The organism is Burkholderia sp. KCJ3K979 (assembly GCF_016759955.1).
GTDB classification, from domain to species: Bacteria; Pseudomonadota; Gammaproteobacteria; order Burkholderiales; family Burkholderiaceae; genus Burkholderia; species Burkholderia orbicola.
The window spans coordinates 1-26332 of record NZ_JACFYV010000079.1; the positions used below are offsets into that span (position 1 = coordinate 1).

Sequence of the window (26332 nt, forward strand, 5' to 3'; positions counted from 1 at the left end):
TTCCTGTTCTGTATTCGAGGCTGCCTTACATTAGCCTGCCGGTACGCTTACCGGGTTACGCGGGCGGTTAAGGCTGTTACCGCGTGTCACGGCAGGCGCGAGCCGCCTTTTCCCTTTCTGACGGCTGACGGGATTTCGCCGTGGCGCAGGCGTCGCTCCTGTTTACCGGTCGAGGGCGACGTTTTAGATGCGGGATGGCCAATATTTGAGATTGAATCGGGTAATAATTGCCGATTTCGGGGTGCTGGACCGAATCCGCTTGTTGTTTCTATGCAACCGTCAAGACGATGACATGAAAGAATGGTGCGATGAAAGGCTCCAAAAAGCCCTCGTCAAGAAGTCAAAAACAACCGTTAAAACAAATACTTATGACGCGGACCCACTTTCATTATTTCTAGTTCTGGAAAAGCTTATTTCTTTATTTGCGGATCGCTCCCCTAGGGTACACCCCTAAACTCACGGTTCCCAAACGGGCAACTATCCGGGCGCCGCCAGCAGGACCGATGGCGCTCCCGGGCGGTTGCAGACCGTTTATGAACAAGGTCGCGAGACCTGCCTCTTTTTAGAAGGGAGCTCCACGAATGAACAAGACTCTGATCGTTGCAGCAGCTGCAGCATCGTTTGCTACCGTCGCTCACGCGCAAAGCAGCGTCACGCTGTACGGCGTGCTGGACGCAGGCATCACCTACCAAAGCAACGTCGGCGGCAAGTCGCTGTGGTCGATGGGCTCGGGCATCGACCAAAGCCGTTTCGGTCTGCGTGGTTCGGAAGACCTCGGTGGCGGCCTGAAGGCAATCTTCACGTTGGAAAGCGGCTTCAACATCGGTAACGGCCGCTTCGCAAACGGCAACGGCGGCATGTTCAACCGCCAGGCTTTCGTCGGCCTGTCGAGCCAGTACGGCACGGTCACGCTGGGTAAGCAGTATGACGCAACGCAAGACTACCTGGCGCCGCTGACGGCAACGGGCTCGTGGGGCGGCACGTACTTCGCGCACCCGCTGAACAACGACCGTCTGAGCACGAACGGCGACGTCGCGCTGAACAACTCGATCAAGTACACGAGCGCTAACTACGCTGGCCTGCAATTCGGCGGTACGTACTCGTTCTCGAACAACACGAACTTCGGCAACAACCGCGCATACAGCGGCGGTCTGTCGTACCAGTTCCAAGGTCTGAAGCTGGGTGCAGCATACTCGCAAGCAAACCTGGGTGACGGTACCAACACGAACGGCGCATCGACGCTGGGTGGCCAAGGCCGTGTCCGTACGTACGGTGCTGCTGCTGGTTACGCATTCGGCCCGGCACAAGTCGGCGCTGCATGGACGCAATCGCGTATCGACAACCAAGCTGCTGGCGTTCCGACGCTGCGCGCTGACAACTACGAAGTCAACGCAAAGTACAACCTGACGCCGGCTCTCGGCCTGGGTGCTGCTTACACGTACACGAACGCGAAGGTCAACAACGGCAGCTCGCACTGGAACCAGTTCGGCGTGCAAGCTGACTACGCGCTGTCGAAGCGCACCGACGTGTACGCACAAGCTGTGTACCAGCGTGGCGCGAAGGGCAACAACATCGTTGGCACGGGCATCTACAACGGCGACAACACGACGGCATCGAGCTCGTCGGTCAACCAAACCGCAGCAACGGTTGGTCTGCGTCACCGCTTCTAAGCGTGACGGGCGGGGTAACCCGCTTCGCAACATCGAAAAAGGCGCCTTCGGGCGCCTTTTTTTCGTCTGCTGAGTGCGATGGCGGCAACCCGGATCGTCCGGATGCAAAAAAGCGAGGCCGGTGTGATCTGCTCTAGAAAGACCGAACACTAACGCTCGGTACTGTCCAAGAAATCCAAGCGGTTCAAGCCCTTGGCCGCTTAGCTTTTAACCGCCCAACTTCGTGGGGTCAGTTCACCGGTGCCTCGCTTTTTTCGTTCTGCGCCCGTATGGCGCGGCGCGGGTCGACCGGCGGCTCAGCGCGTGTATTCGCCGTTCGCTTCCGGCTGGAACACGATCGAGGCGACCTTCATCAGCTTTTCGGCGCCGCTCGGCTGCATCACCTTGACCATCTGGCCGCGTTGCGTGCCCAGCAGCGCCATGCCGACCGGCGAGAAGACGTTCAGGCGGCCGAGTTCGAGGTTGGCGGAGTCCGGATAAACGATCGTCCAGGTGGCTTGTTCCTGGGTCGCTTCGTCGAGCAGCGTGATCTGCGAGTTCATCGTGACGACGTTCGCCTTGATGGCGTTGGGCTGGACGATATCGGCGCGTTCGAGCAACGTGTCGAGCATCGTCTGGAAGCGCGGGTTGTGCTCGGCATGCTTTTCGAGGCGAGCGACGTCGAGTTCGGTCAGCTGGTAAAGGCGTTGTTTCATGGTGGTTCTCCAAATGATCGGCGGGGCAGGCGTGGCGTGCCTATGAGGATCGCCCGGAGCCTGTCTAACCTGGCTCCGGGTGGAGACCGAGCGGTCAGATCAGGCGCCGGGCAGGGGCGAGCGGCGCCTGGGCCGTGCGTCGAGCGACGGAATGCGCCGGCTGGCCGGCGCGCGCGCGCACGCCGGCCGGGCCGGACGGCGAAACCGAAAGGGGCGTGAGCGCGTACATGGTGGATGGAATATCGACTGGCGAATAAAACCTTACGATTCTACAACACAACCTTCCAGACATGTGATCGGGTTGTTGGCGTTTCGTCAGCGATTGTTGTGTAGATGAAGCAAGTCGCGACGACCCTGTCCGGAAACAGTGGGTGATTTTTTCCAAAAATGCAACGCTGTATGTTCAAACTAAGGGTTTCCCCTTGGAGTGGCGCGCACTACACTGAATTCAATCGCTTCAGACAGTCCTGCCGAGGCGACGTCAAAAGAGAACATATTCCGGAGGTAAATCATGAAGTCGATCATCTACGCAGCTATTGCCGCATCCGTCCTTGCCACTCCGATTGCATCGTTTGCACAGTCCGAGCAGGGGTTGACCCGCGCTCAGGTCAAGGCCGAACTCGTGCAGCTCGAGCAGAACGGCTACAAGCCGCTGGCGAGCGATTCGCAATATCCGAGCGACATCCAGGCTGCCGAGCAACGCATCCAGCCGAATCAGCCGATGCTCGCGCAAGCCGATACGAGCGGCTACGGTGCCGTGGCGACGGGTGCCGCGCAAGGCGGCCGCCGCGTGACGCGGGACGCGCCGAATCCCGTGAATTCGGTGTACTTCGGTAACTGATTGAACATCCCCCGGTCTGCCCGAGCGCACCGCTGAATTGACGAGACGCGCGCGAACTGCGCGCGTCGTCCGTCCGCAGGAGCAGAACCTCCGTCGCCGCATGCCGGCGGCTTTCCGCCCAGACGCTGACGCGTTTGGGCCTTTTTTGCTGGGCGGATCAGGCGGACGTGACGGTAGGCGTGCCGTGGATATAGTGTTCGAGCTGGCTGATCGTGAACTGCTGATCGGCAATCACGCTCTTCACGAGGTCGCCGATGGAGATGAGACCGACCAGCTTGCCGCCGTCGAGCACGGGCAAGTGGCGCATCCGGTGCTCGGTCATCAGTGCCATGCACTCGTCGGTGGATTGCGACGGTTCGACGTAGCGCACCTTCGCCGTCATGATTTCCTCGACGCGAGTGGCTTTCGACGAGCGGTCCTGCAGGACGATCTTGCGCGCGTAGTCGCGCTCGGTGACGATACCCGCGATGTCGTCGCCGTCCACGACCAGCAGTGCACCGATGCCCTTTTCCGCCATCAGCTTGATGGCGTCGTAGACGAGATCGGACTTCGTGACGGTGTAGATGGTGCGGCCCGAATCCGGCTTGGCCTTGAGAATCTGCGCGACAGTCGTGCTCATTCGCTTTCTCCGTGTGCAGGTCGATGCAGGGCAGGCGGGGCGTGCTGCGCGTCACCCGGTGAGCCCAGTATAGCCGGGCGGGCGGCGGCAGTCGCGTGACGTTTCCAGATTAGCGGTAAACTCCCGTCACGCACCATCCACACAACTCCTACATTCCTGAAGTTTCGATTGAATTCATGATGTCTTCGCGTCCCCAATCGCCCACGCCGGGCAATGGCCAGGCCGACGAGTGCGTGACGCTCGTCGCCACGGCGTCGCTGCCCACGCGCTACGGTACGTTCACGTCATACGCGTTTCGCGTATCGGGCAGCGATGCCGAACATCTCGCGCTCGTGATGGGCGACGTCACGGGCGAGCAGTCCGTGCTGACCCGGCTGCATTCCGAATGCCTGACCGGTGACGTGTTCGGCTCGTACCGCTGCGATTGCGGCGAGCAACTCGATCTCGCGTTGCGTTACATCGCGGCCGAAGACCGCGGCGTGCTGCTGTATCTGCGCGGCCATGAAGGCCGCGGCATCGGCCTGAGCAACAAGATCCGCGCGTACGCGCTGCAGGAGCAGGGGCGTGACACTGTCGAGGCGAACCTCGATCTCGGCCTCCCCGACGACGCTCGCGAATACGACTCGGCCGCTGCGATCCTGCGCATCCTCGGCGTGACGTCGGTGCGGCTGATGAGCAATAATCCGAAGAAGTTCGATACGCTCGTGAAGCATGGCATTCCTGTCTGCGAGCGCGTGGCGCTTGCGGTGCCCGTGCGTGAGGAAAACGAGCGTTATATCCGCACGAAGCAGACGAAGTTCGGGCATTACTTCGAGGAAAACGAGTAACCCGAGCCCATTTCTCGTCATCCGTTGTTCCGATCGTTGCCGGTACACGCGACGATCGCGATCTTTTCCCTTCGTTCGTGACGTCATCTGCGTTGCACGCGCCGTCTATCCGTTTCGCATTTCCATGACGATCACGCCATCCAGAATCGAAACCGAACGCCTGACGCTGCGCCGCTGGCGACCTGCGGATGCGGAAGCGTTATCAGCGATGCATGCGGATCCGGACGTGACCGCGTGGCTCGCGTGCGGTCCGATGTCGATCGACGAGGCGGGTGACGTCATTGCGCGCTTCAACGCGCATGTCGATGCACACGGCTTCGGTGTATGGGCGGTCGAGCGTCGCGCCGATGCATTGCTGGTCGGCGTTTGCGGCCTGTCGTATGAGGCCCGCACAACGCATCCGATGGCGCCATGCGTCGAGATCATGTGGCGACAGGCGCGCCACGCGTGGGGGCATGGCTACATTGGCGAAGCGGCCGTTGCCGCATTGGCCGACGGGTTCGACCGGATCGGGCTCGGCGAGATCTTCGCGTGGACGGCCGACACCAACCTGCGATCGCAACAAGTGATGCAGCGACTCGGCATGCTGCGCCAGCCCGCGCGCGATTTCGACCATCCCGCGTTGCCGGAAGGGCACGCACTGCGACGGCACGTCGTTTACGTCGCCCGCTGCGGCAGCCACGCCGCCGTGTAACCGCTCACGCGTGTCAGCCCGTCAACGCCACGTACCGTTCTGCAATACGATCCGGTAACCGTCGGCATCCTCGAAGGTCTGGCCGGAAATTTCCCAATACGGATTGAACGACGTCACCGGCATGAAGCCGTGTGCGGTCACGCGCTCGCACGCGGCCTCCCATTCCGGACGATCGGGCAGGTAGAACACGATCAGGTCCTCGGGCGTCGGCGACGGCGCGATCGGATGGTCGGGGCAGTGTGTGAACTCGAAGTGATAGTCGAGGCCTTCGCGTCCGAGCATCACGCCGGAGAAGCCGTCGTGATCTTCGAAGCGCGCCAGTACCGACAGATCGAGGCCGTCGCGATACATGCGTTCGGTGCGGGCGAGGTTGTTGACCGGGCGAGCAATGCGCAGATGGGCGTGCAAGATGACCTCGACGGGAAGTGGCGGGCCGATCAATGATAAGCCGGCCGATCGCGATTGGGCGAGGCGAACGGATCGTCTTTCGGGCGATACTGGCCGTATCGAACGATATCGATTCGGCCCGGCCAAGCGAATCGAATTGTGTCGAGCCTCGTCTCGCGAAAGAAAAACATGACGCATTTCGATCCTGTGTGCACTCCGCATCGCAGCGGCTACTCGTCAGCAAGACATTCGAATTCATGCGTCCGGCAGCGCTTGCCGCACGATGCGCGGACACGCGCATGCCGGTAGGGAGTTGACGAATGGGTAAGCCTGATCTGCGTCGGCCGGTTGCCGGACCCTATCGCCAGTCGCGATGGGCAGCCGGGCTTGAGGCCGCGTTCGGATGGGTGGCAAAGGGGACGTTGGTGCTGGCCGGCCTGGCGATGGTCGCGTTGGCGGCGCTGACGGGCGACGTCGGCGCCCTGACGGACCTGCCGACGACCAGGAAGGGCTGGCTGTATCTGCTGCTGGCGCTTGTGATCGCAGTCGCGCTGATATTTGCGATACACCACTACTGGCTGCGACCGACTGGTATGCGTCCAGCGGGCTAGCCAGACGGGGAGGATGATGTGGCCCCGCAAACCATTTAGGCAATAAAAAAGCCCGCTACTGTGAGCGGGCTGAATCCATGTTTGGAGACATGGAGGAGACAGACGTAAATTTAAGGGAAAACCCGGACGTTTGCAAGCCCTCGTTGCATCTGTACAACTTGCCACCGCATCGCCAGCCTTGTGGCGGCGCGCGGCACGGCCTCATTCACATGCCGCCGGCCCGTGCATGCGCCGCAAACGCGCCAAACCGCTCTTGCGCGACCGGCAGCGCGTATTTGCTGCGCATCTCCGTCTCGATCCAGTTACATGCTTCGCGCGCGCAGTCGGTCAGTGCGTGCCGCGTCGCGTGCCCGTCGATGTCGTAGACGAAACGCACGCCGACCTCGTCATCGTCGACCTGTCGTTCGAGCTGATTGAGCTGCAGTTGCGGCCCATGCTGTTGCGACAGCGCGCGCAGTTCGTCGAAGTGATATTCGAGCCAGTCCGCGAAGAACAGCGCGTCGCTATGGCTGGGCAGGCGGAAGGCCGCGCTGCGCGACGGGCGCGCAGCGGTTTCGGCGGCCGCCGCATGCGGTTCGCCGCCGGTGGCGACGGGCAGGGCGACCGGCGCGAGCGGGTGCCGAATCTGCCGGTACGGCTCGCGATCGCGCAATGCGTGCCATAGCAATTCGTCGCCGGCGGCGCCGGACGGCTGCATCGTCAGGTCGTGGCGGCCGTCGCCGGCCGGGGCGATGTCGCGGATCACGAGGCGCAGCGAGCACAGCGGCTCGTCCGCGACCAGCAGCGTTGCCGGGCGCGGCAGCCCGCACACGAGCGGTGCGGCGCCGACGGCACGAAACACGAGCCCGCGACGGTCGAGCCGCACGAGCGGCAACGGCCTGGGAAACGACGGATAGGCGACCGCGATGCGGGCGCCGCCGGCGCTCGTCAACCCGGGCATCATCGCGCGAAAGACCTGAGACTGATCCACGTTGGTTCTCCTTCGTTACGATGCCGCCCGGATGGAATGCGCGTTCCAATTCAGGCGGCGATAGCTTGCCGGGTAGTCTGCCCCGGCTCTATTCCTAGCGCAGCAAACGTTTGCGGATCGATGTCGATCCAGCACGCGACCACCAGACGCCCATCTACCTGCTTCGGCGGGCCTGCGCGGTGCGCGTGTATGCCGATCCGGCGGAACAGCCGCTCCATGCTCGCGAACGTCACGCCGATCAGCTGCCGCGCGCCGAGTTGCGCCGCGCACTCGACGACGGCCGCGAGCATCGGACGCACGGCCCACTCCGCGTTGCCGGAGCCGCCTTCGTCGTCGGTCGCCGCGAATCGGGACAATTCCCAGACGGCGGCCGATTGCGGCAGCGGCATGTCCTCGGCGACCAGGTCGGCGAACAGCGACTTCAGCAGATACGGGCGCGTCGTCGGCAGCAGGCGCGCACATCCGCACATGTCGCCGTCGGCGTTTCGCGCGAACACGTAGACGGTATCGTCGCGATCGAACTGGTCACGCTCGAAACTTTCGTTCGCCGACGGGAGCGCCCAACCGAGCTGTTCGACGAACACACGGCGCCGATAGCGCCCGAGATCCGCCGCGAGTTCGTGTGGCAACCGCCCTTCCTCGTGAACGAAGGTCTGCATGGATGTCCTCGGATCTGTGCTTTTATATGCGTGCATTACAGCGCGCGGCACGAGGAGCCTGTAACTGGTAACTCTTACAGGGTGGCGACGTGAAGACGCCATTCGGGACGTGGTAACGGTTTCTTGATCGACGGGATTGAAAACCGGGCGGCTTTTATTTATAAAGAGCGCCAGTCTGGCAAAATCGTCGGAAGAATGCGCGGCCGGTTGTCACTGGAGCGTGGGGCCGGCATGATAGGCGTCGTCACGCCCGAGCAGGGCCGACGCGACCGCGGCAGGCCAGTCGATCGCGGCGAGTCGGGCGGCGAGCGCGGCGGCCGTGCGGAACATGCCGATGTCGGCACCCTTGGCGTCGATGGCCATCACGTTGCTGCGGACGTCGCCGCCCGCGATCACGAACGTGCCCGTCGCGCGTTCGAGGTACCAGTCCCAGCCGACCGTCACGTAGGCGACGCCGGCACCGGCCGGGCGATGCCATTCGGTATAGCCGGCGAGGCGGGCGTCGATCGCGTTGTCGCGCAGTTCGGCCAGCAGCGACGGGTCGAGGCCGCTCGCGACATGGTCGAGCGCGAGTGCGGCCAGTGCGCCTTCTGACAGGCGTACGTAGCCGTCCGGGGACGGGCCGGGGACAGGGTGCAGCAAGGGTGAAGTCATGCGCGGAATGTATCAGCCTCGAACGGGTGCTGGAACCTGACAAGTATGACAGCGTGACGTTGTCGGAGAACGAATGGAACTGCGCTGGCAGGATGCCTACCAACAATTCAGCGCCGCGGAAGACGAGCAGCAGCTCTTCCAGCGGATCGCCGCCTATTCCAAGCGGCTCGGATTCGAATACTGCTGTTACGGCATTCGCGTACCGCTGCCCGTTTCGAAGCCCGCGGTCGCGATCTTCAATACCTATCCGGACGGCTGGATGGCGCACTATCAGGCGCAGAACTACATCGAGATCGATTCGACGGTTCGCGACGGCGCGCTCAGCACCAACATGATCGTCTGGCCGGACGTCGACCGGATCGACCCGTGCCCGCTGTGGCAGGACGCGCGCGATTTCGGGCTGTCGGTGGGCGTCGCGCAATCGAGCTGGGCGGCGCGCGGCGCGTTCGGCCTGCTGAGCATCGCCCGGCATGCCGACCGGCTGACGCCAGCCGAGATCAACATGCTGACGCTGCAGACCAACTGGCTCGCGAACCTGTCGCATTCGCTGATGAGCCGCTTCATGGTGCCGAAGCTGTCGCCGGCCGCGGGCGTCACGCTGACCGCGCGCGAGCGCGAGGTGCTGTGCTGGACGGCCGAGGGCAAGACCGCGTGCGAAATCGGCCAGATCCTCAGCATCTCGGAGCGCACGGTCAACTTCCACGTGAACAACATCCTCGAGAAGCTCGGCGCGACCAACAAGGTCCAGGCAGTCGTCAAGGCGATCTCGGCGGGGCTCATCGAAACACCTTGACGCGACGCGACGGCGGCGCCGGAGGCGGCGGCCGCCACGTGGCTCACTCCATCATCGGCTCCGCTTCCTTCGCGGTCCAGCTCACGCTGGAAATGCTTTTCTCCATGCTCATCCGGCTCGCGATCTGCTCGAGCTTCTGCTGATCCTTCGGATGCAGCTTCAACGTCGCGGTGACCTTCAGCCGGTCCGGCTGCTCGGGCACGTCCTCGCTCGTGAGGCTCTGGAACGACAGCGGCTTCGCATACATCGCGTTCGACAGCAGCGTGCGGATGTGCACTTCGTCGGCGGCAAGGCAGATCACGGTGATCTGGTATTCGCGCACGAGATCGGCATTGGAGACGGGCGTCGCGTTGATGGCCTGGCTGACGCCGCGCAGCACCGTATTGGTGAGCAGCACGACGCCGGTACCGGCGAGCGCGGGCACGTAGTGGCCGGAGCCGGCCAGTACGCCGACGGCGGCCGAGCACCACAGCGTCGCGGCCGTGTTGATGCCCTGGATCGAGCCCTTGTCGCGCATGATCACGCCGCCGCCGAGAAAGCCGACGCCCGACACGACGTACGCGGCGATCTGTGTGACGCCCGCGACGCCGTTGCCGGTCAGCACGCCGAGCGTGACGAACAGGCACGCGCCGCTCGCGACGAGCGTGATGGTGCGCAGGCCGGCCGTGCGCTGGCGCATCTGGCGCTCGAGGCCGATGGCGACGCCGCAGGCGAACGCGGTGAAAAGGCGAAGTGCGAAATCGAAAGTCATGGTTGTCCTGCCGTGCAAGAAGCGCATGGCGGCACGCGCCGCCGCGGCGCAAGGCCGAAGGCGACGCGGCGCGAGCCGTCATCGCGCGGTACTGTACCGCGCGAATGCGTCATTCAGTGTGAAACGGGTGAGCGTGCGGCTCGCGGAACGCGAGCCGTGGCAGGAGAACTGCGGCGGACAGGCGTTCAGGCGGCAAGCGGCGCACGCAACGGAGTGCTGCAACTGTCCACGATGGTTCCTGAAGGAAGAATGGGCGGCATTCTAGTGGGCGGCGCGCGCCCGCGTCAACCGCCTTGCGGCCGGCGCTACTGCGCCGAGCCGATCGTCCCGGTCGCGAGCGCGAGCGCGGCGGCGGCCGACAATGCGCCGGCATAGCTGTCGACCTCCGCGTTGCGCGCGGCGAGCAACTGGCTTTGCGCGATCGTCGCGTCGGTGACCGAGCCGACGCCGTTCCGGTACGCGGTCAGCGCCGCGTCGTAGCTCGTTTGCGCGGCATCGACGAGCGCCTTCGCGGCGTCGTGCGACGCCAGGCTCGTCTGCACCGCGTTCTGCGCGGCGACGACCTGGCGCACCGCTTCCTCCTTGGTCCGCGTGAGACGCGCGGATGCGCTTTCCGCGTCGTTGCGTGCCTGCATCAGCACGGCCGAGCGCAGGCCGCCGTCGTACAGCGGGATCGTCACGCCGAGGAACACGCCGCCGCCGTAACGGCTGCCGTTCAGGTTGACGGTCGGCGCCTGGTCGCCGATCGCTGGCAGCGCGGAGATGGACGTGCCGCCGCTCGCATACGACGTCGACGCGGACAGGAAGATCTTGGGCATGAACGCGGCTTGAGCCGCCTTGATCTTCGCGCGGTTGGCCTTTTCGACCGCGAACGCGCCCTGCAGGTCGGGGCGGCGTGCGATCGCGTCCGACACGATCGCGTCGACCGACGAACCGAGCGCGGGCGGCAGCGGCCGTTTCGGCAGCACGGCGATGGTCGGCTTCGACAGTGGCGAGATGCCGAGCGCGGAGACGAGGGCGAGGTAACTGTCGCTCTCGGCGCCGTTCGCCTGCACGAGCGCGAGGTTCGCCTGCGCACGGTTCTGCGTCGCCTGCGCGAGCTCGACGACCGTGCCGACGCCGTGCTTGAGCCGTGCGCGGGACGCCGCGAGGATCGCATCCGCGTTCGTGAGCCCCTGTTGCGCGCTGAGCGCGCGCGAGCGGGCGGCTTCGTAGCGGTAGTACGAGACCGTCACGTCGTGGATCACCTGCTGGTGCACGGCCGTGAACGCGACGTTCGACGCGATCGATGCCTGTTCGGCCGCTTCGACGCGCGCCGCGCGGCCGCCGAAATCGAACAGCAGCCATTGCAGCGACAGCGCCGAAATCGTGCCGTGCGCGGTGGTGTTGCTCGATGAATCGCCGAGGATCGTCGACGTCGAGCCGTGGTTCGCCTGGTACGCACCCATCGCCGTCGCCGACAGGCGCGGGAGATAGGCGGACTTGGCGAGGCCCACCGCGAGCGCCGCGTTGCGCGCGTCGTTCCATGCGATGCGGGTCAGCGGATTGGCCGATTCGGCGAGATCGATCAGTTCGGGCAGCGTGTACGCATGTGCTGCATCGAGCGCGGCCGGCGCCGAAACCGACGCGAGCGCGGGCGAGGCAGGCAGCGTGTAGTCATGCGCACCTTGCGCGGACGCGCGCGGCGACGCCGCCACGATGTCGCCCGCGGCGGACGTTTGCGGCTGCCACGGGCGGTTGGACGCCTCCGGCGCCAGATCGATCGACGACGTCGCGCAGCCGGCCAGCGCGACGGCGGTCGCGAGCACGGTGGCGGCGATCGCGGCGGCCGGCGGTTCAGGTAGGCGCATGAGGGGCAGGCTCCTTCGGTGTGGCTTGACGGGCGGCGTCGGCGATCCGCGCGAGCCGCGTGTCGATCAGGTTCAGCAGCGCGTCGCGCGCGGGGTCGGTGGGGGCGGCGCTCGACGGTGGCGCCGCAGAAGGCGTGCTGGGCACGGTGTCGCCATTGCCCGGTTCGGCCACGCGCGAGAGCCGCGCGCCGATCGCCGCGTCCCCGGGCCTGCGTTCGGCGAGCAGGAACAGCGGACCTTCGATCGCGCCGAGTTCCGCGAGCGCGCGCCGCCGGGTGGCGAGCCACGTCGCGGCCGGCCGCACCCACGACGGCTCGTAATGGACCAGGCCGAGCTCCTGCGAGATCGCGCCGTGGCGGGCGAACGCTTCGGCGGCCAATGCGCGCCGCTCGGCCGGCTGCGCGATCTGCGCGATGCGTCGCCACTGGTCGAGCAGTGCGGCGAACGCGACGTCGATCTGCCTGCCGATGCTGACGGGCCAGATGCGCGTGAACACCAGATACACGACGACGTTGCCGAGCAGGATGCCGATCGTGCGGTCGCGCGCGATCGTCAGGTCGAAGCCGGGGCCGGCACCCTGGATCACGCACAGGAAAAACGCGAACGCGACCTGGAAGCCCGCATACGCGATGCGCGGCGAGCCGAAGGCGATCCACGCGGACAGCCACGCGCCGGCGAACACCAGCGCCATCAGGTGGCCGACCGACGACAGCGCCGGCACGACGAACACGAGCGCGGCGGTGCCGAGCAATGCGCCGATGATGCAGCCGAAGATCCGCAGCGTGAGCTTCTCGACCGTTTCGGCCGTCGAGCCGAGCGACACGATGTAGCAGGTGACGACGCAGGTGTGGATGCCCGACCAGTCGAGCTGCGAGTACAGCAGATAGCAGAAGATCGCCGCGGCGGTCGTCTTCAGCGCATAGCGGATGTGGTCGGGATTGGTGCGTGCGTCGGGCAGGAAGAAGCCGCCGCGTGGGGCCGGTGCCGGCGCGGCGGCGGGTGCTTCGGGCGTGGCCGCAGCGGCGGCGGGCGTTGCGTTGGCCGAAGCCTCCGCCGTTGCATCGGCCGTCGGAGTCGTCGGCGCCGTCGCGCCCGGCTCCGCGAAATGCGTGATCGCATCCTCGAGATCGGTCGCGGCGATGCGTGCGAGCGGCGGCAGCGTGTCGGCCGGCGGCAGCGCGAGCGTCACGTCGACCGGGTAGCCGCCGCGTTCGAGAATGGCGGCCATGTCGTCGAGCGTCGCGGCGATCGGCGTGGCGAACGCATCGGGCAGCCGCGCGTCCGGTTCGCGATCGGCCAGCGCGACGCCGACCATCAGCGCGGTGCTCGACACGATGGCCTGCCGCAGCGCCGCGAAGTCGGCGGCGCTCGACGAGCCTTCGAGCTTCGACAGCTTGAGCCACGTGAGCAACTGCTTGTCGCCTTCGCGCAGGCTCGCGTCGAACGCGGCACGTGCGTCGTCGTCGCCGCGCAGGCGCCGTGCGGCGAGCCGCAGCCGCTTCGCGAGCTGCGCGTGCGCAAGCTTGCGCGGCGACGGCGCGATCAGCAGGTTGACGACGATCGCCACGCCGACGGGGATCGCGATCGTCAGCCAGATATACAGCAGCGCGCGGGTGGCGGCTTCGCCGAACGGCGCGAGGCCGAGCTGGTCGAGCCCGAAGCCGACGATCATCGCGAGGATCGCGCCCACCGGGCGCAGCTTGCTGGCGGAAGTCAGGTACAGGAGGGCGACCGACAGCACGGCCATGCACGCGACCCGCAGGATCGAATAGTCGATGCTGAAGATCGCGATGCCGAGCACGAGCCCGATCACGATCGTGACGATCAGCAGCAGCGCGGCCGCGAGCACGACGCTCGTCACGCGGTCGGCACGGATCATGAAGAACACGACGTACGCGGACAATGCGGCTTCGGGCGTGCCGTACGCGGCCGTCACGAACGCGGTCAGCGCGCAGATCAGCGCGACGCGTACGGCGATCGCCGCGCGCCCCGGAAACGGCGCGAGCAGCCGCAGGACTTCGCGCGGGCCCGGTGAGCGGACGTCAGCGGCAGGCTGAGCCATGCCGGACCTCGACGATCGCGCTCGCGCCGACACGCACGAGCTTGCCGTCGGGTTCGTCGAGCTTCACGCGCACGGGGAAGCGCTGCGCGACGTGCACCCAGTTCACCGAGTTCTGCACGATCGGCAGCGAGCGCGGCAGGTTGATGCGCGCGCTGTCCGCGATGCCGGCGCCGATGCCGACGACCTTGCCCGTCAGCGGGCGGCTGCGGTCGATCATCGAGTAGACGGTCGCGCAGTCGCCGACCGCGATGCGATTGAGCGACGTTTCGCGGAAATTGCCGACCGCGAACCATTCGCTTGCGTCGATCAGCGTGAAGATCGACTGGTTCGGCGCGAGGGTCTCGCCGGGCAGCACGCTGAGGCCGGTCACGAGCCCATCGTGCGGCGCGCGCACGACCGTATCGTCGAGTGCATGCTGCGCGCGGGCCAACGCGGCTTCGCGCGCATGCAGTGTCGCGATCGCGTCGGCGTCGTCGCCGATCGTCTGCGCGGACGCGCGCTGTTGCTCCTGCGCCTGCGCGAGCGACACGGACGCGTCGCGCTGGCGCACCTTCGCCTGGTCGAACTGCTGCGCGCTGACGTAGCCCTGCGCGGCGAGCGGCGCGAGCCGGTTCACGTCGCGCGTCGCGAGATCGTAGTTCTGTGTCGCGCGCTTGACCTGCTCGGCGGCGACGGACGCATTCGAGCGCTCGCCGATCAGCGAACGGCGGCGCGTGTCGAGCGACGCGCGCGCGAGTTCGAGGTCGGCCTGCGCCTGCGCGACGCTCAGCCGGTACGGCACGGGATCGATCACGTACAGCAGGTCGCCTTTCGCGACGCGCTGGTTTTCATGCACGGCGAGCTGCACGATGCGACCGCCGACCGGCGACGCGACGTGCACGACGTCCGCGTCGATCGACGCGTCGTCGGTGGACGGGTAGGCCGTCGTGCGGTGGTACGCGTACGCGAGCGCCGCGATGCCGAGCGCGACGATCGCGAGTGCGATCATGCGGCCTTTGACGGAGGGGCGGGTGATGCCGGCGGCCTTCATGCGAACGGCCCCGTGCCGGTGAGCCACACGATCACGGCGACCACGAGCCCGATCGCGGTGCAGACGGCGAGCTGGTAGGGCACCGTCGCGGCCCAGCCGGTCGCGACGAACACGCGATGCGCGACGATCGCGCCGACGATGCCGACGATCGCGCTGACGAGCCACAGCGGGAAGTACGCGCCGAACAGCACGTAGGACGGTGCGCCGCGCGATGCGCAGCCCGCGAGCGGCAGGGCGGGCGCCAGCACGGCGGCGACGCGCAGCGGCGCGCGCGGCGTTGTTTTTCTCATGGTGTGACGAGCTCGACGTTTGGGGGTGGATGCCGGGCGCGGCGCAATGCGAATCGTCGCGACCGGCTGGGCCGCGACAACGATTCCAGGATACGGAGCCGATCATAAATCAGCGCGATGCGGATCGCCAGCGATCCGGCATACGATTACGGCACGGGTCGTGGCCGGCCGGGGCCGCGTCGTCGCTCATGCCGGACGGTCCGGCCGTGCGTGTCGGCAGCGATGATCGGGTCGCCGCGATTCTGCCAGCACCCGCTCGCGTAGGGTTGCTAACGGACTGTCAAGGATCGTCAGACGAAAAGCGCGCAGTGGAATTTGCCATGTCGACGCAGCGGAATCGGCGCGCAAACCGTCGATTGCCGCTCGAGCGCATGCGAATCCGGTCAGTCCGGTCGCTCGCGCGCATCCTCGACGAGCAGGTCGACGAGATCGCGCGCGAAGCGCGGCAACGCATCGAGATCGGCGACGCAGATCTGCAACCGGCGCTCGGCCCAGTCGTCCTCGAGCGCGACGAGGCGCAGCGCCATCGTCCTCGCATGGCGGCGCGCGGTGCCTTCGGGCAGCACGCCGACGCCGACGTTCGCCTCGATCATCCGGCATGCGGTTTCGAAGTTGCTGACCTGAATGCGCCAGCGCAGCGTACGCTGCACGTCGGCGGCCGCGCGCTTCAGGAAGGTATGGATCGCGCTCGCCTCGGGCAGGCCGATGAAGTCGTGGTCGAGCGTCGCGACGAACGGCGTCGATGCCAGGCTGGCGAGCGGGTGCCCGAGCGCGGTCGCGAGCACGAGACGATCGCGCCGGTACGGCATAGCCTGCAGTCCGTCGGTGCACACGTCGCCGGCGACGATGCCGATGTCGATCATGCCGTCCTGCACCGCGCGCACGATGTCGGGGCTCAGCCGCTCCTGCATGTCGATCGTCACGTCCGGATGGTTGACGAGATAGTGACGCAGTACGCCCGGCAGGAACTCGCTCATCGCCGTGGTGTTCGCGAACACGCGCACGTGGCCTTTCACGCCCGACGCATATTCCTGCAGGTCGCCGGTCAGTTGCTCGAGCTGGCGCAGCACGCGGCGCGCATGCGCGAGCAGCGTGTCGCCCGGCGCGGTCAGCGTGACGCCCTGGCTCGTGCGGCTCAGCAGCTTCACGCCGACCTGCTCCTCGAGGTGCTTGATGCGGGTGCTGGCGGCCGGCACCGACAGATGCGCGCGTTCGGCGCCGCGTGTCAGGCTGTTCGCTTCCGCGATGTGCGTGAAAAGTTTGAGGTCGACGATATCGAAGCGCATGGACGTGGCGGCGGGAGGATGGCCGATTATCGCGCGAAGCCGCACGGCGCTGCACCGTCGGCGGCGACCCGTCGTCGCGGCCGGGATCTGTGTACCATCGTGCGTAGGGCGCGACGCGCGGCACCTGGGCATCACGGCCCGTGCGCCGCGTGCCGCGGATGCGGTCGTGCAACGAAGGTGAACGTTTCATGCGAAGTTTCTTTGTCCGGTTCATTGCAATCGGCGTGCTGTTCCATCTGTACGTCGGGATGCGGATCATTCCCGATGCGTTCGCGTCGCCGCTCGCGCGTACGATCGCGGCGCTCGTGCTGGCGAGTTTCGTCCTCCTGATTCCGGTCGGCATGTTCTCGCGCCGCTTCGACGAAGGCTGGGCGGCGACGCTGGTCGGCTGGGCCGGCGCGCTCGTGATGGGCTTCTTCTCGTCGCTGCTGGTGCTGACGCTCCTGCGCGACTTCGTGCTGCTCGGCGTGCTCGTGTGGCGACATCTCGGCCATGACGGCGCATGGCCCGGCGCCGCGCCCGACACGGCGCTCGGCGTGCTGGCGGCCGCGGTGCTCGTGACCGCGATCGGGTTCGTCGGCGCGCGCCGTACGGCGGCGGTCAAGCGCGTGTCGATTCCGGTCGCCGGGCTGCCGGCCGCACTCGACGGGCTGACGATCGTGCAACTGTCCGACATCCACGTCGGGCCGACGATCAAGCGGCCCTACATCGAACGGATCGTGCGCGCGGTCAATGCGCTCGACGCCGACCTGGTGGTCGTGACGGGCGATGTGGTGGACGGTTCCGTCAAGCGCCTGCGCGAACACACCGCGCCGCTCGGCCAGATGCGCTCGCGGCACGGCACCTTCCTCGTGACGGGCAACCACGAGTACTACGCGGGTGCGCATGCGTGGATCGACGAGTTTCGTCGTATCGGGCTGACGGTGCTGCTGAACGAGCACGTGTTGATCGAGCGCGGCGGCGCACGCGCGGTGCTCGCGGGCGTGACCGACTTCACGGCGGGCGGCTTCGATCCCGCGCATCGCAGCGACCCCGCGCAGGCGCTGGCCGGTGCGCCGCGCGACGTCGGCACGAAGATCCTGCTCGCGCACCAGCCGCGCAGCGCGGAAGCGGCGAACCGCGCGGGCTTTACCGTGCAGTTGTCGGGGCACACGCATGGCGGCCAGTTCCTGCCGTGGCCGCCGTTCGTGCGGTTGCAGCAGCCGGTGGTCGGCGGGTTGAACCGCTTCGGCGACATGTGGCTGTATACGAGCCGCGGTACCGGCTACTGGGGGCCGCCGAACCGCTTCGGCGTGCCGTCCGAGATCACGCTGATCCGGCTGACGCGCGGCTAGCGGATGGCAGGGAGGCGGCCGTCACGCAATACGAACGCGTATCGAGGTGCACGGCAGATTTCTCGGCGGCTTTCTTTCAGCGGGGAATGACAGCGCATGGCGGCGCGCGGCGCCGTTGGCTAGTATGCAGACATGCCTCGTTTGCTCCGTTCCTTGCCCGTTCCTGCCGACATGTCGACGCCCGATCTCTTCGCTGATACGCCCGCGCCCGACGTGGACTGGTACCCGGACTGGCTTGCGCCACCCGCCGCGGACCACGCGCTGGCCGCGCTGATCGACGAGGTCGCGTGGCGACAGGACACGATCCGCACGCCGCGCGGGCGCATTCCGTTGCCGCGGCTCACCGCGTGGCAGGGCGAGCCTGATGCCGTGTACGTGTACTCGGGGATCCGCAACGTGCCCGAACCCTGGACGCCGGCCGTGCTCGGGCTGAAGCACGCGGTCGAGGCGACGTGCGGCGTGGGTTTCAACAGCGTGCTGCTCAATCGCTACCGCAACGGGCTGGACAGCCTCGGCTGGCACGCGGACAACGAACCCGAACTCGGCGACGCGCCGGTGATCGCGTCGGTGAGTCTCGGCGCGATGCGCGTGTTCGATCTTCGCCATCGCGAGACCGGCGTCACGCATGCGTACCGCCTCGTGCATGGCAGCCTGCTCGTGATGCGCGGGCGCACACAGGCCGAATGGCAGCACCGCGTGCCGAAGGCGCCGGGCGTGCAGGGCGAACGCGTCAACCTCACCTTCCGACGCGTATCGATCGCGGCCGGATAGATCGCGCCCCCGTTTCGGTGATTCACGAAAGGCCAATGCAAGCAATCGGTTGCGCGTGCGGCACGTTGCCGCACGAATTCAATGCAGCGTGTCCGGCCGGGCGCTCAGGCCCGTCCCGCAAGGCTTTCAGGTAGATTCGATCGACCGCCCGGTTTCGATAGGTGAGTGAAACCTCTGATGGTGCGTCGCAACAATTATTGACTACACTGAGGAATGGCACAAACGCGTCGGCAGGCCGGCGCGATCCTTTCGACATGCCTCCATGCGTTGCCGACGTAGCGCGCGACGGGGCAGGAGCACAACGCGTGACCGTACTCGACCCTTCCTTCGAACCCTCGCTACACGTCTTCGAGCAAGACGGCGGATGGCAATGGGCGCTGACGGTGAAGCGGGCGACCGGCGTCGGCGTGAAAGTCGTGGCGTTCAGCCGCGAAGGCTTTCGCGGCGAAGCCGAGGCATACGCCGCCGGCCAGCTTGCCCGCGCCGAATATGACCACGCCGTGACGGCCTGACGCTGTCGCGGCGATTCCGCCCGAGGATCGTCTTCCTCCGTACCGTCCGTGGCCGGACGGTGCTTCCCCGACTGTTTCCCGTTTCTGGTTGTGCGCTGGCGGTTTGCCGCGCCAATGGCCCGTGCGGTTCGATGCTGAAGCATCGCGCCGACGATGCGACACGCGTTGCGGAAGCCTCATGTACGCGCGCTTGCGTCCTCCCGGGTAAAGTGCGAACCCCGTATGGCGTGAGCGCGCGTGGAAGATGCCGAGCCATATCGTAATAAGATATGACGTTATCGCATCGGCGGGACGATGACGTCCCGCATTCCTGAAAGGAGCTATCCGTGCAACTGACCCAGTTAGGCGGGCATGTCGCCCAATCCGGCATCGCCGAACGGCAAAAACACGCGCAGGCGCTGATGTTCGGGATGGCGAACATCGACGAGTACGTGTCCGGCGGCGTCTGCTACGACGCCGCTGCTTATGTCCGCTATCTGCTGCGCGCCGATGCGATGATCGCGCCCGGTACGCTGCTCGACACGATCGGCCAGCTGTGGAAGACGCGCTTCAACTTCGAGACCGGCAATCAGTGGGACGGGCGCGCGAGCATCCCGGCGGGCACCGCGGTCGGCTTCGCGCGCGGCACCAATGTCTTTCACGCCGCGATCGCCGTCGGCGGCACCCGGATTCGCGGGATCAACGGCGGCCTGCTGGGCGCCGGATGGCTGCATCCGGTCGATCTCGCACGCGTGCTGCAGCCGGACCCGGCCGGCGGCTTTGCGTACGACCGCACGACCATTCGCGTCTATCTGTCGCGTCTGTAGGCTGCCTGGCGTCGACGCTCACGCTTCGGCCACCGTCGCCCGACCGCGTGCCGCGCGCCGGCGCCGGCGCCGCGCGGCCGCCTTCCCGCCGTCCGGCGATTTCCGCATGGCGTCGCGCCGTCCAACGCTGCTATCCTCTCGACCTTGAATGACGCGTCATGGTGCGTGGATGCGCGTGCCGCATCGCGGCGCCGCGCATGGGCGCGAACCCACGCGCGCACTGAGGTAGCATGACTGAATCTCCACGGCGATCCATGACCTGTTTCGTGACTGATTTCCTTCCGCCCATGTCCACATGGTCAAGACAACGATGAGCGATGCACCTGAGCCGGCGGTGCCTGGCGACGACGAGTCGTCGGGCGGCGGCGCTTCGTCCTATCTGGTGCCGGGGCTCGAACGCGGGCTGCGGATCCTCGCCGAATTCTCCGCGCGCGAGCCCGTGCTCGGCGCACCCGAGCTGTCCAAGCGCATCGGCATTCCGCGCACGACCACGTTCCGCCTGCTGCAGACGCTCGAGGCGCTCGGCTTTCTCGAACGCGTGAACGGCGACCGCTATTTCCGGCTCGGCGTCGGCGTGTTGCGGCTCGGCTTCGAATACCTGAATTCGCTCGAACTGACCGATCTCGGCACGCCCGTGCTCGAACGGCTGCGCGATTCGACCGGCCTGTCGACGCACCTGCTGATCCGCGACCAGCGTGACGTGGTGTTCGTTGCGAAGGCGCAAAGCAATGCGTCGATGTTCGGTTCGGTGAAGGTGCACGTCGGCACGCGGCTGCCCGCGCATGCGACCGTGCACGGCCACGTGCTGATGGGCGACCTGACGCGCGATGCGCTGCGACAGCTCTATCCGGAGAAGAAACTCGAACAGTTCACCGAGCGTACGCCCGGTACCGTCGACGAGCTGTACGAACGCGTGCGTCATTACGCGCGGCTCGGCTATGCGGTCAGCGAGGCGGCGTTCGAGAGCGGCATTTCCGCGGTGACGGCGCCCGTGCGCGATCATTCGGGCTCGATCGTCGCGGCGATCACCGCGACGGTGCCGCGCTCGGAGATCGGCGAGGCCGGCGAGAAGGAGCGGCTCGTCGAAGCGGTGTGCGGCGCGGCGGTCGACCTGTCGCAACGGCTGAACTATCGTCCGCTCGAAAGCGACCCGACGTTCGCGCATGCGCGCCACAAGGTCGCGATGTTCTGACGCTCGCGCATCGAGCCGGCCGCGGTGCGCGGCATCGCAACGACAAGAGCGGCCCGCGGGCCGCTCTTGTCGTTTTCGGGCACCGCAGGCGCGGTGCCCGAGTTCGCTCAGAACGAGTGATGAATGCCGGTCAGCACGATCACCTGGTTCGCGGTGCTCGACACGCCGGCCGTGAAGAACGCGGCCTTCGCGCCGCCCGAGCCGTGTTCATAAAGCACGTTCGCATACAGCTGCGTGCGCTTCGACAACGCGTAGATGTCGCCGAGTTCGACCTGCGTCCAGCGGCGGCCGGCCAGCGTCGTGGTCGCCGCACCGCCCGCGATCGTATTGAACGCGCTGCTGCGGTAATTCACGCCCGCGTCGTAGCTCTGGAACGTGTCGGAAAACCCGTTCGACTGCATCTTCACGCGCGTGTAGAGGCCATGCACGAGGAAGTCGCCGATCTGGTACGACGCGCCCGCGCCGATGTTCTCGACCTTGCTGGCGAGATAACCGTTCGCGGTGTTTTGCCCCTGGAACGACGTGATACCCGTCTGGCTGATCAGGATCGAGCGGTCGTGCTCGTTCGAGTAGACGGCCGACGCCTTGAACGGCCCGTTCGCATAGTTCAGCGCGACGCCGACCGATTTGCCGGTCGAGAAGTTCGTCGTGTTGCCGAGCGCGAGCGTCGCCGCGGCGGAGAAACCCGCGAAGGTCGGCGAACGGTACTTGATCGAATTGTTGTACGGCACGTTGCCGGTCGCGGCGAGCCCGTCGATGTTGCCGGGATGGAACGCGTACCAGCTCAGCGCGAGATACGCGGTGCTGAGCGGATCGAGATAGTCGAACGACAGCGGCGTCTGGCGGCCGAGCGTCAGCGTGCCGTAGCGCTCGGCGCTGAGGCCGACGAACGCCGCGCGGTTCCAGATCGTGTTCGCCGTCGCGAACTGGCCGTTGTTCGTATAGAAGCCGTTTTCCAGCTGGAAGATCGCCGACAGTCCGTCGCCGAGATCTTCCTTGCCCTTCAGGCCCCACCGGTCGGGCTGCGTATTGCCCTGGATCATCGCCCACTTCGCGTGGCCGCCGACGTTGTTCACGTATGCGACGCCCGCATCCATGCTGCCGTACAGCACCACGCTGCTCTGCGCCCACGCGCCCGACGCGGCGCCCATCCCGATGACTGCTGCTGCTACCGCATGCTTGACCATTTGATCTCCTGACTCTCCAACCTGATGAATACGTGTTGTGACGGCCTGCGCGGGGACGGCCGGCCGTCGCGCATGTTCATCGCCGAACGGGCATTCTTATGTTCCATATAAGGAACAATGTACCTTTAATGGAATGGAGTATAGAGGGGGTGCGCGCCCGATCAAAAATAAATTTTTCGGGACGGATGAGCGCCGGGCAGACGCCCGGCAATACCGCGTGATGTCTCGAAAAAGCCGATAACTCCCCGTCGCATAACAAAAAATTACATTCGATAGGGTAGACGAAGGGAGCGGCCGAGCTAAGTGTCGGTGTTTTCCCTAGGACATGCAGCTTTTTATTTTGATCGTGGAAAGTCGCTCCTATAATCACCATCCATAAACTGATGTTCCTAATATGGAACAAATCGAAGCAAACCGAGAGTCGATCAGAAGGAAGGGTGTGAGATGTCTGAACAATGGATTTGCGCCGGTCATGCCGGCGCGCTGTCGGAAGACACGCCGATCGAGTTCAAGCGGACCGACGGCGTGGAAATCGGGATCTACCGCGTCGGCGACGACGTGTATGCGCTCGAGAACGTATGCCCGCATGCGTACGCGCTGCTGACGCAGGGGTTCGTCGACGAAGGCACGGTCGAATGCCCGCTGCACGAGGCCGTGTTCGACATCAAGACGGGCGCATGCCTGAAGGGGCCGGGCGGACGTGCGCTGAAGCAGTACGCGGTGCGCCTCGCCGGTGAAGAAATCCAGATCAAGGTGGAATGACATGAAAGAAGCGACCGTCAACTTCAATCCCTTCCTGAAGCCGTGGGTGGCGCCGCAGCCGAACAACGTCGCGGGCAAGGGGCAGATCGAAATCCCCGGTCAGGTCGAGAACCAGATCTGGCAGAACCGCAAGGCCGCACCGACCCAGTACGAGAACGACCTCGGCGATGCGCTCGAACGCGTGTTCGAGAGCGGCGCGACCGAGCTGGACGATGTCGTCGCGGGGCTGAACCGCATCGGCTTCCGCGCGCCGGACGGCACGGTTTGGACACCCGAGCGTTTCCGCGCCGAAATGGCCTCGCTGGCGGAATGAACGCACCGACCGCGCCGCGCGCCTGAGCGCCGACCCGACAACCGCATCCGGAGCACACTGATGACGTCCCCCGACCAACACGAAGCCCACCACGACCCGGTCCGTGACTATCTCGACCGCGGCATCAAGAACTACTGGTATCCCGTCGCGCCGAGCTGGCAGGTGTCGAACGCGCCCGTCGGCCTCACGCGCCTGTCCGAGCAGATCGTGCTGTGGCGCGATCACGACGGCAAGGTCCACGCGCTGGAAGATCGTTGCCCGCACCGCGGCGCGCGTCTGTCGCTCGGCTGGAACCTCGGCGGCAACATCGCGTGCTGGTATCACGGCATCGAAGTCGACGGCGGTGGCACGGTCAACCGTGTGCCGGCCGTGTCGAACTGTCCGCTCGAAGGCATGAAGTGCGTGAAGTCGTATCCGGTCGAAGAGAAGGCCGGCGCGATCTTCCTGTGGTTCGGCGACGAAGCGCACGGCGAGCCGGCGCCGCTGAACCTGCCGGAAGAACTGGTCGCCGACGAGTATGCGCACTTCCTGTGCGTATCGAACTGGAAGTGCAATTACCAGTACGCGATCGACAACGTGATGGACCCGATGCACGGCGCCTATCTGCACGCGACGTCGCACTCGATGGCCGAAGGCGACAAGCAGGCCGACATGCGCGTGCGCAAGACGGACACGGGCCTGATGTTCGAGAAGATCGGCCAGCGCGACGTGAACTTCGACTGGGTCGAGCTCGGCGAAACGGGCTGCCTGTGGATGCGTCTCGCGATTCCGTACAAGCAGAAGTTCGGCCCGGGCGGCAATTTCGGGATCATCGGCTTCGCGACGCCGGTCGACGGCGACCACTGCCAGGTTTACTTCTGGCGTACCCGCAAGGTCGGCGGCTGGCAGCGCGACGTGTGGCGCTTCATGTATCGCAACCGCCTCGAAGGCCTGCACTGGGACGTGCTCGAGCAGGATCGCTACGTCCTCGAAAGCCTCGCGCCGCATGCGCGCGATCACGAATACCTGTACCAGCACGACGTCGGCATCACGCGCGTGCGCCGGATGCTGCGCCAGCGTGCGCAGGAGCATCTGTCCGCGCTCGACGCGCATCGTGCGGCGCATGCCGCCGCGGAGCCCGCGAATGGCTGAGTTCGCTCCGGTCGTCGCGCTGCCCGGCCGCCGCGTGCTCGTCACGGGCGGTGCGCGCGGTCTCGGCGCCACGTTCGTGAAGGCGCTGGTCGAAGCGGGCGCGCAAGTCGCGTTCGGCGACGTGCTGGCGGAAGAGGGCCGCGCGCTGGCCGCGCGGCTCACGCAAGCCGGCCACGCCGCGCATTTCTTCGCACTCGACCTGGCCGACCCGGCGAGCATCGATGCCTTCGTCGCGCAGGGCGCGGCGGCGCTCGGCGGCCTCGATGCGCTGATCAACAACGCGGCGATCACGAACTCGGGCGGCAAGCTGTCGACGGAGCTCGACGTGTCGACGTGGGATGCCGTGATGAACGTGAACGTGCGCGGCGTGTGGCTCGTCAGCAATGCGGCGCTGCCGCACCTCGCGCGGTCGGGTCGCGGCGCGATCGTGAACCTCGCGTCGGACACCGCGTTGTGGGGCGCGCCGAAGCTGCTCGCGTACGTCGCCAGCAAGGGCGCGGTGATCGCGATGACGCATGCGCAGGCGCGCGAGTTCGGTGCGCACGGCGTGACGGTCAACGCGATCGCGCCGGGGCTGACCGAAGTCGAGGCGACTGCGTACGTACCGGCCGAACGCCATGCGTTCTACCTGCAGGGCCGCGCATTGACGCGCACGCAATTGCCTGAGGACGTGACGGGCCCCGTGCTGTTCCTGCTGTCGGACGGCGCGCGCTTCGTGACGGGCCAGCTGCTGCCGGTGAACGGCGGCTTCGTAATGAACTGATTTGAAGTTTTCACTCGGAATGAAGGAGAGGACGATGGCGGACGCCGATCTCGAACGCAAGTCGTGGGACCAGCCGGAAGGCGCAAGCTTCAACGACTGGATGGAAGGGCGCGTCGCGCGCTATGCGACGCGGCGCTACGACTGGGACGCGCTGAAGTTCCAGGCCGATTACGACCCGAAGTACCGCCGTGCGCAGATGCGCTATGTCGGCACGGGCGGCACGGGCGTCGCGAAGGACGTCAACACGGTGCCGGCCGGCAACTTCACGTTCTCGACGATGGTCATCCCGGCCGGCAACATCGGCCCGAGCCACATCCATATCGACGTCGAGGAAATCTTCTTCGTGCTGCGCGGCAAGATGAAGGTGATCTGCGAGCGCGACGGCGAGACCTGGGAAGCGATCCTCGGCGAGCGCGACCTGATCTCGGTGCCGCCGGGCGTGTATCGCACGGAAATCAACATCGGCGAGGAAGATGCGCTGATGTGCGTGATGCTCGGTTCGTCGAAGCCGATCACGCCGACGTATCCGCCCGATTCGCCGCTCGCGAAGATCAAGCGCTGAGACGGGGCGGATGAAGCAATGAGTGTCATCGACAAACGTGAACGCGACCGCACCGCGGCGTTCGCCGCGCTGCTCGGGCAGTTTCCCGAGCAGCGTTGCGCGGCCGGCGCGGCGGGCACGATCGGCTACCGTGAGGCGGGTGCAGGCGAGGCCGGCGCGCAGCATGCGGGCCGTGCGCTGCCCGTCGTGCTGCTGCACGGGATCGGCTCGGGCGCCGCATCGTGGGTCCGCCAGCTCGACGCGCTCGGTGCATCGCGGCGTGTACTCGCGTGGGATGCGCCCGGTTACGGCGCTGTCTCTTATACACATT

At 66.1% G+C, this 26332-nt stretch carries 30 protein-coding genes; 17 read left to right on the top strand and 13 right to left on the bottom strand.

Annotation, left to right across the window (positions count from 1 at the left end):
• The first annotated feature begins 581 nt into the window (after positions 1–581).
• Positions 582–1670, top strand: coding sequence for a porin (locus tag H3O04_RS18310; RefSeq protein WP_006480960.1), 1089 nt, complete (start codon positions 582–584; stop codon positions 1668–1670).
• 296 nt (positions 1671–1966) lie between these two features.
• Here the strand turns inward: H3O04_RS18310 and H3O04_RS18315 are convergent, their stop codons facing one another.
• Entirely contained in the window at positions 1967–2365 is a 399-nt protein-coding gene (locus H3O04_RS18315; RefSeq protein WP_006480961.1) for a GreA/GreB family elongation factor, read from the bottom strand.
• Between the two features lie 511 nt (positions 2366–2876).
• On the opposite strand from H3O04_RS18315, the gene H3O04_RS18320 reads away from it, so the two are divergent.
• Positions 2877–3206, top strand: coding sequence for a DUF4148 domain-containing protein (locus tag H3O04_RS18320; RefSeq protein ID WP_006480962.1), 330 nt, complete (start codon positions 2877–2879; stop codon positions 3204–3206).
• A gap of 157 nt (positions 3207–3363) precedes the next feature.
• Here the strand turns inward: H3O04_RS18320 and H3O04_RS18325 are convergent, their stop codons facing one another.
• Complete coding sequence (locus tag H3O04_RS18325; protein ID WP_006480963.1) at positions 3364–3825, bottom strand: CBS domain-containing protein; 462 nt, start codon at positions 3823–3825, stop codon at positions 3364–3366.
• A 176-nt stretch (positions 3826–4001) separates the two neighbouring features.
• Here H3O04_RS18325 and ribA point away from each other — a divergent pair, with 176 nt between their 5' ends.
• Positions 4002–4652 carry a GTP cyclohydrolase II gene (gene ribA / locus H3O04_RS18330; RefSeq protein WP_006480964.1) on the top strand — a complete coding sequence of 217 codons (651 nt, stop codon included), beginning with the start codon at positions 4002–4004 and terminating at the stop codon, positions 4650–4652.
• On the top strand, positions 4582–5346 hold the full coding sequence (locus H3O04_RS18335) for a GNAT family N-acetyltransferase (protein ID WP_227746101.1): 765 nt from the start codon (positions 4582–4584) through the stop codon (positions 5344–5346). The genes ribA and H3O04_RS18335 overlap by 71 nt, the downstream gene beginning before the upstream one ends.
• 21 nt (positions 5347–5367) lie before the next feature.
• Here H3O04_RS18335 and H3O04_RS18340 read toward each other — a convergent pair whose 3' ends face one another.
• A complete protein-coding gene (locus H3O04_RS18340; protein ID WP_041489375.1) occupies positions 5368–5754 on the bottom strand; it encodes a VOC family protein in 387 nt (128 codons plus the stop codon).
• A gap of 299 nt (positions 5755–6053) precedes the next feature.
• On the opposite strand from H3O04_RS18340, the gene H3O04_RS18345 reads away from it, so the two are divergent.
• Complete coding sequence (locus H3O04_RS18345) at positions 6054–6344, top strand: hypothetical protein (RefSeq protein WP_077179422.1); 291 nt, start codon at positions 6054–6056, stop codon at positions 6342–6344.
• 205 nt (positions 6345–6549) lie between these two features.
• Here the strand turns inward: H3O04_RS18345 and H3O04_RS18350 are convergent, their stop codons facing one another.
• The 3 genes from H3O04_RS18350 to H3O04_RS18360 form a co-directional block, all read right to left on the bottom strand.
• Positions 6550–7314 carry a hypothetical protein gene (locus H3O04_RS18350; protein WP_202588201.1) on the bottom strand — a complete coding sequence of 255 codons (765 nt, stop codon included), beginning with the start codon at positions 7312–7314 and terminating at the stop codon, positions 6550–6552.
• A 50-nt stretch (positions 7315–7364) separates the two neighbouring features.
• Positions 7365–7973: an acyl-homoserine-lactone synthase gene (locus H3O04_RS18355; protein WP_011547407.1), complete on the bottom strand. Its 609-nt coding sequence runs from the start codon at positions 7971–7973 to the stop codon at positions 7365–7367.
• Between the two features lie 210 nt (positions 7974–8183).
• Positions 8184–8627 carry a DUF4902 domain-containing protein gene (locus H3O04_RS18360; protein WP_105798332.1) on the bottom strand — a complete coding sequence of 148 codons (444 nt, stop codon included), beginning with the start codon at positions 8625–8627 and terminating at the stop codon, positions 8184–8186.
• 73 nt (positions 8628–8700) lie between these two features.
• Here H3O04_RS18360 and H3O04_RS18365 point away from each other — a divergent pair, with 73 nt between their 5' ends.
• Complete coding sequence (locus H3O04_RS18365; RefSeq protein ID WP_011547409.1) at positions 8701–9420, top strand: autoinducer binding domain-containing protein; 720 nt, start codon at positions 8701–8703, stop codon at positions 9418–9420.
• 43 nt (positions 9421–9463) lie between these two features.
• Here H3O04_RS18365 and H3O04_RS18370 read toward each other — a convergent pair whose 3' ends face one another.
• The 6 genes from H3O04_RS18370 to H3O04_RS18395 all read right to left on the bottom strand — a co-directional run bounded on the left by H3O04_RS18370 (position 9464) and on the right by H3O04_RS18395 (position 16689).
• Positions 9464–10171, bottom strand: coding sequence for an MgtC/SapB family protein (locus tag H3O04_RS18370; RefSeq protein WP_069619275.1), 708 nt, complete (start codon positions 10169–10171; stop codon positions 9464–9466).
• A gap of 305 nt (positions 10172–10476) precedes the next feature.
• A complete protein-coding gene (locus H3O04_RS18375; RefSeq protein ID WP_202588202.1) occupies positions 10477–12021 on the bottom strand; it encodes a TolC family protein in 1545 nt (514 codons plus the stop codon).
• The gene (locus tag H3O04_RS18380; RefSeq protein ID WP_202588203.1) at positions 12008–14083 is read right to left on the bottom strand and encodes an FUSC family protein; all 2076 of its coding nucleotides are present in this window, start codon (positions 14081–14083) and stop codon (positions 12008–12010) included. The genes H3O04_RS18375 and H3O04_RS18380 overlap by 14 nt, the downstream gene beginning before the upstream one ends.
• Positions 14064–15113 (bottom strand): multidrug transporter subunit MdtN, encoded by a 1050-nt coding sequence (gene mdtN, locus H3O04_RS18385; RefSeq protein ID WP_006478713.1) that lies wholly within the window; start codon positions 15111–15113, stop codon positions 14064–14066. Before mdtN ends, H3O04_RS18380 begins: the two co-directional genes overlap by 20 nt.
• The gene (locus tag H3O04_RS18390) at positions 15110–15403 is read right to left on the bottom strand and encodes a hypothetical protein (RefSeq protein ID WP_012339766.1); all 294 of its coding nucleotides are present in this window, start codon (positions 15401–15403) and stop codon (positions 15110–15112) included. Before H3O04_RS18390 ends, mdtN begins: the two co-directional genes overlap by 4 nt.
• 383 nt (positions 15404–15786) lie before the next feature.
• Positions 15787–16689 (bottom strand): LysR substrate-binding domain-containing protein, encoded by a 903-nt coding sequence (locus H3O04_RS18395; protein WP_012339767.1) that lies wholly within the window; start codon positions 16687–16689, stop codon positions 15787–15789.
• Positions 16690–16877: 188 nt separating this feature from the next.
• Between H3O04_RS18395 and H3O04_RS18400 the strand changes: the two genes are divergently transcribed.
• The 5 genes from H3O04_RS18400 (at position 16878) to H3O04_RS18420 (ending at position 21304) form a co-directional block, all read left to right on the top strand.
• Positions 16878–18023, top strand: coding sequence for a metallophosphoesterase (locus tag H3O04_RS18400; RefSeq protein WP_202588204.1), 1146 nt, complete (start codon positions 16878–16880; stop codon positions 18021–18023).
• Between the two features lie 171 nt (positions 18024–18194).
• Complete coding sequence (locus tag H3O04_RS18405; protein WP_172593233.1) at positions 18195–18794, top strand: alpha-ketoglutarate-dependent dioxygenase AlkB family protein; 600 nt, start codon at positions 18195–18197, stop codon at positions 18792–18794.
• Positions 18795–19099: 305 nt separating this feature from the next.
• Positions 19100–19306 (top strand): hypothetical protein, encoded by a 207-nt coding sequence (locus H3O04_RS18410; protein ID WP_006478718.1) that lies wholly within the window; start codon positions 19100–19102, stop codon positions 19304–19306.
• A gap of 326 nt (positions 19307–19632) precedes the next feature.
• Entirely contained in the window at positions 19633–20112 is a 480-nt protein-coding gene (gene tecA / locus H3O04_RS18415; protein WP_011547418.1) for a type 6 secretion system effector deamidase TecA, read from the top strand.
• A 295-nt stretch (positions 20113–20407) separates the two neighbouring features.
• Complete coding sequence (locus tag H3O04_RS18420) at positions 20408–21304, top strand: IclR family transcriptional regulator (RefSeq protein WP_023475914.1); 897 nt, start codon at positions 20408–20410, stop codon at positions 21302–21304.
• A 107-nt stretch (positions 21305–21411) separates the two neighbouring features.
• Here H3O04_RS18420 and H3O04_RS18425 read toward each other — a convergent pair whose 3' ends face one another.
• Positions 21412–22491: a porin gene (locus tag H3O04_RS18425; RefSeq protein WP_027805911.1), complete on the bottom strand. Its 1080-nt coding sequence runs from the start codon at positions 22489–22491 to the stop codon at positions 21412–21414.
• Between the two features lie 444 nt (positions 22492–22935).
• Between H3O04_RS18425 and H3O04_RS18430 the strand changes: the two genes are divergently transcribed.
• From H3O04_RS18430 to H3O04_RS18455, 6 genes are all read left to right on the top strand, one after another.
• A complete protein-coding gene (locus H3O04_RS18430; RefSeq protein WP_006478721.1) occupies positions 22936–23253 on the top strand; it encodes a non-heme iron oxygenase ferredoxin subunit in 318 nt (105 codons plus the stop codon).
• Between the two features lies 1 nt (position 23254).
• Positions 23255–23566: a recombinase-like helix-turn-helix domain-containing protein gene (locus H3O04_RS18435; protein WP_006478722.1), complete on the top strand. Its 312-nt coding sequence runs from the start codon at positions 23255–23257 to the stop codon at positions 23564–23566.
• 60 nt (positions 23567–23626) lie between these two features.
• Complete coding sequence (locus tag H3O04_RS18440; RefSeq protein ID WP_006478723.1) at positions 23627–24697, top strand: aromatic ring-hydroxylating dioxygenase subunit alpha; 1071 nt, start codon at positions 23627–23629, stop codon at positions 24695–24697.
• Complete coding sequence (locus tag H3O04_RS18445) at positions 24690–25460, top strand: SDR family oxidoreductase (RefSeq protein WP_202588205.1); 771 nt, start codon at positions 24690–24692, stop codon at positions 25458–25460. Before H3O04_RS18440 ends, H3O04_RS18445 begins: the two co-directional genes overlap by 8 nt.
• Before the next feature lie 34 nt (positions 25461–25494).
• Positions 25495–26022 (top strand): cupin domain-containing protein, encoded by a 528-nt coding sequence (locus H3O04_RS18450; protein WP_006489904.1) that lies wholly within the window; start codon positions 25495–25497, stop codon positions 26020–26022.
• Between the two features lie 18 nt (positions 26023–26040).
• Positions 26041–26332: alpha/beta fold hydrolase (locus H3O04_RS18455; RefSeq protein ID WP_202588206.1), on the top strand; the 292-nt coding region annotated here is incomplete at its 3' end.